The following is a 4,497-nucleotide window of genomic DNA, read 5'->3' as shown; positions in this document are numbered from 1 at the left end:
CGTATCTACCTTGGAAAGTTCTTTATTCTTGATGAGTAAGATGATAGAGACTATGCAGATTAATAAAGAAAAGATGGAGAAGGGTAGCAAAGATGATTTTTCTACTGCTACCGAATTGGCAGATTATTTGGTAAAGAAGGGCTTAACTTTTAGAGAAGCCCACAAATTAGTAGGTAAAATTGTTCTTTATTGTCTGGAAAATAATAATCATTTGGAAAATTTAACTTTATCGGAATTAAAAGCATTTCATAAAAGTTTTGATGAAAGTACTTTAAAGATTTTAACACCTCAAGCTGCCGTTAAGGCTAAGGATTCTTACGGGGGGACTTCTTTAAAAAGGGTAGAGGAGTCTATTAAGTCAGCCAAAGAGACATTAGAAAAAAAATAATAATTAATTAAGCTAATATTGTTTTACCACTTTGGTTATTTTCTTATTTTAAAAAATATTCCCAAAAAAAGAAGGATTTTTGAAATAGATATAGTATAGTGCTAATATATTAGCACATAAAGGTAAAGAGGTAGGCAAAAATAAAGATGCGTGAAATTAAAGCCAGTCAGATCATAGACAAAGTGAAAGAATTATTTCTTAAGGCTAATTACCATATAGACCCGGACCTTTTGAAACTACTTCAAAAGACCTTAGAAGAAGAGACTTCCCCTATAGGGAAATATGTCTTAAAGATGATTATTGAAAATAATAAGATTGCCTCAAGGGAAGAGTTGCCTATCTGTCAGGATACCGGGCTAGCGGTTCTCTTTATCGAATTAGGTCAAGAAGTCCGGATAACAGATGGTGACTTTGCTGAAGCTATAAACCAGGGGGTTAAAGAAGCTTACCAGGAAGGATATCTAAGAAAATCAGTAGTAGATGACCCCGTATTTGAAAGAAAGAATACCAAAACCAATACTCCGGCGATAATCTATACCGATATAGTACCCGGAGATAAGATTAAATTCTTAGTAATGCCCAAGGGATTTGGCAGTGAGAATATGAGTACCTTGGGGATGTTAAAACCAGCCGATGGACCAGAAGGAATAGTAAACTTTATTGTAGAGACGGTAAAGAAAGCCGGTCCTAATCCCTGTCCTCCTACCATTATCGGAGTAGGAATTGGAGGAACAGCCGATAGGGCTATGGTAATAGCCAAGAAAGCTATTACCAGAAAGATAGGCGAACCTAATAAAAGTGAGAAATATGCGATAATGGAGAAAGAGATATTAAAAAGAATAAATAATTTAGGTATTGGTCCGGCAGGCCTTGGTGGTAATATTAGCTGTTTAGCGGTACATATAGATTATTTACCTACTCATATAGCCGGGCTTCCCGTAGCAGTAAATGTCTGTTGTCATGCCGCCCGACATGCCGAAGGAATATTATAGAAAATAAAAATTTTAAAACAGGAAGCAAATTTATGAAAGAAGCAACAAAAATAGCTACTCCTTTAAACGAAGAAAAAGTTATACAATTAAAAGCTGGAGATTTGGTAAATATCACTGGGTACATCTATGCTGCCAGAGATGCTGCCCATAAGCGCCTTTTTGAATTAATTCAAAAAGGACAAAAACTTTCTATAGAGCTTAAGGGACAAATTATTTTCTATGCTGGCCCTACTCCCACTAAGCCAGGATATTCCTGTGGATCTGTTGGTCCTACTACTTCCTATCGTATGGATCCTTATACTCCAACATTATTAAATAAAGGCTTAAAAGGGATGATAGGGAAGGGGTTACGTTCCCCAGAAGTAATTGAAAGTATGAAGAAGAATAGAGCCGTCTATTTTGGAGCAATCGGAGGAACAGCCGCTTTAATTTCAAAAAGTATTAGAAAATCTGAGGTAGTAGCTTACGAAGATTTAAGAGCAGAGGCAATTTATAGATTTTATGTAAAAGATTTCTTGGCGATAGTGGTGATAGATTCATCAGGCTATAACCTATATGAAACCGAACCACCAAAATATAGTAAGTAATAAAAATAAAAAGGAGATATAGGCCCAGAAGCAGCTCTACCAGTAATGGAAGGAAAGGTCATCCTTTTCAAACACTTTGCCGGAGTAGATGCCTTTCCTATCTGTCTGGCTACCAATATTCTAAATAGAGGTAAAAATAAAAGATGAAATTAAAGTATGGTAAAGAAGAAGTTCGATTAATTTTACCAGATAAAAATATTTTACAGGTATTAAATTTGAAAGAGCAAGAAGTTTTATCTAATCCAGAAGAAAAACTTAAATATTTATTAAAAAATCCGATTGGTAGTCCTTCCTTAAAAGAATTAATCTTTCAAAAAAAAGCTCAAAAAATTTTAATTATTGTAAATGATATTACCAGACCTACTCCTTATAAAATAATCTTGCCACCATTATTAAACGAATTAGATGAAGTCGGAGTAAACAAGGAAGATATCAAGTTTATCATAGCTACTGGGATTCATCGAGACAATTCCAAAGAGGAGCTGAGTAATATATTTGGAGAAGATTTAATTTCTACTTATAAATTTATAAATCATAATGCGGATAATCCTGATTTGCATTATCTGGGTAAACTGAAAAGTGGTAATGAACTTTGGGTTAGCTCACTCGTATCCGAAACAGATTTTATTATCACTACCGGAGTTATTGTACCTCATTATTTCGCTGGTTTTTCTGGCGGAAGAAAATCTATTTTACCTGGTATTTGTGGCAGAAAAACAATTGAAACTAATCATTCTAATATGGTTGATCCTAATGCTCGAGCTGGAAATCTTAAAGATAATCCTGTTCATGAAGAAATGCAAGATGCAGCAGAGAAGGTAGGATTGGATTTTAACATAAATGTGGTTACTAATGAAAAACATAATATTGTGGAAATTGTTGCGGGAGAACTGCTTAAATCATGGCTGAAAGGCGTAGAAGTTTGCAAAAAGACATATCTTTATTCTATTAAGCAAAAGGCAGAGGTAGTAATTGTCAGCACTGGCGGTTATCCTAAAGATATAAATGTTTATCAAGCTCAGAAGGCTTTAGATAATGCTTATCAAGCAGTAAAACCAGGAGGAACCATTATTTTATTAGCTGAATGTACTGAAGGATACGGGGAGCCTATCTTTGAACAATGGATGAAAGAGGCAGAGAGTCCAGAAGATATAATCAAGCGCATAAAAAAGAAATTTGTTTTGGGTGGCCATAAAGCCTATGGCATAGCAAGAGTAGTGAAAGAAGTAGAAGTAATTTTAATTTCCTCTTTACCTGATAATAAAGTCCGCAAACTATTTTTTATTCCTATGAATGATTTATCTCAAGCTATAGATTATGTAAAAAATAAATATGGTAAAGATTTTCAGGCCTATATTCTCCCTTCGGGAAACACAGTTGTGCCTCAATTAATTTAATCTGCTATAATTAATCTTTATTTTTGAATAATACCAGATTTTTTTAATCTTTCCATCGCTTCTTCTAATCTTTTTTCTTCAACGGTTAGGGCAATTCTTACAAATCCTTCACCATATTCCCCATAGCCAATTCCGGGGGTTACAATTATCCCCGTTTTTTCTAATAGGAGGTTAGCAAAATCTACAGAGTTTATATTTTTTGGAGTAGGGATCCAGATGTAAAAGGTAGCTTTAGTTGGTTTTAAATTCCAACCTAATTTATTTAATCCATTTATTACTACATCACGTCTTCGGGTATAAATTTCATTCATTTTCTCTATATTATCCTGAGGGCCAGTTAAAGCTTCAACGCCAGCTTCTTGAATAGCTATAAAAGCTCCTGAATCGATATTGGTCTTTATGGTAGAGAGGGCTGAAATAGCATCTTTATTTCCCACTGCAAACCCGAGTCTCCAACCAGTCATATTATATATTTTCGATAAAGAATGAAATTCAATACCCACCTCTTTAGCTCCTTCTATTTCTAAGAAACTACTGGTCTTATAACCATCAAAAGTCATCTCTGAATAAGCAAAATCATGACAGACTAAGATATCATATTTTTTCGCAAATTTTACTACCTTTTCGAAAAAATCTTTATTGGCGACAGCAGCAGTGGGATTATTAGGGTAGTTGATAAACATTAATTTAGCTCTTTGGGCGACCTCTTCGTCTATCTCTTCTAAGTTAGGTAAAAAGTCATTTTCTTCTAATAAGGGCATAAGGTAGGGGAAGCCGTTAGCAAACAAGGTACCCGTTTTGTAAACCGGGTAACCCGGATCAGGTATAAGACTAAAATCCCCTGGATCAATAAAAGCTAAAAAGATATGAGCTATTCCCTCTTTGGAGCCAATAAGAGCCATAACTTCCTGGTCTGGATCTAAATTTACTCGGAATCTATTTTTATACCATGAGGCAACTGCCTGTCTGAATTCAGTTGTTCCTTGGTAGGGAGGATAATGGTGTGTCCTAGAATCTTTAACGCTCTCTCTCAATTTTTCAATTATATTATTAGGAGTAGGTTGGTCAGGATCACCTATGCCTAAGTTAATAATATCCACTCCTCTTTTTAGGGCTTCTTCTTTTTTCTTATC

At 34.8% G+C, this 4,497-nt stretch carries 4 protein-coding genes and 2 pseudogenes; 5 read left to right on the top strand and 1 reads right to left on the bottom strand.

Annotated elements, in window-relative coordinates; all coding sequences use genetic code 11:
• From COZ07_RS01010 to larA, 5 genes and pseudogenes are all read left to right on the top strand, one after another.
• Nucleotides 1-388, top strand: a pseudogene (locus tag COZ07_RS01010) (argininosuccinate lyase); the annotation flags it as partial.
• Between the two features lie 146 nt (nt 389-534).
• Nucleotides 535-1,380, top strand: coding sequence for a fumarate hydratase (locus COZ07_RS01005; RefSeq protein WP_406606748.1), 846 nt, complete (start codon nt 535-537; stop codon nt 1,378-1,380).
• Between the two features lie 32 nt (nt 1,381-1,412).
• Nucleotides 1,413-1,967: a Fe-S-containing hydro-lyase gene (locus COZ07_RS01000; protein WP_406606747.1), complete on the top strand. Its 555-nt coding sequence runs from the start codon at nt 1,413-1,415 to the stop codon at nt 1,965-1,967.
• A gap of 12 nt (nt 1,968-1,979) precedes the next feature.
• A pseudogene (locus tag COZ07_RS00995) lies at nt 1,980-2,081 on the top strand (hypothetical protein); the annotation flags it as partial.
• Between the two features lie 29 nt (nt 2,082-2,110).
• Nucleotides 2,111-3,364, top strand: a complete 1,254-nt coding sequence (larA, locus tag COZ07_RS00990) for a nickel-dependent lactate racemase (protein ID WP_406606746.1) — start codon at nt 2,111-2,113, stop codon at nt 3,362-3,364.
• A gap of 17 nt (nt 3,365-3,381) precedes the next feature.
• On the opposite strand, the gene COZ07_RS00985 is transcribed toward larA, so the two are convergent.
• A partial coding sequence (locus COZ07_RS00985; RefSeq protein ID WP_406606745.1) for an LL-diaminopimelate aminotransferase occupies nt 3,382-4,497 on the bottom strand: 1,116 nt, incomplete at its 5' end.

Origin of the sequence: Candidatus Infernicultor aquiphilus (assembly GCF_002784285.1) — a bacterium.
In the GTDB taxonomy this organism is placed as follows: Bacteria; Atribacterota; Phoenicimicrobiia; order Phoenicimicrobiales; family Phoenicimicrobiaceae; genus Infernicultor; species Infernicultor aquiphilus.
Note: the sequence above shows the minus strand (reverse complement) of the source record. Positions and strands in the feature narration are given on the sequence as shown.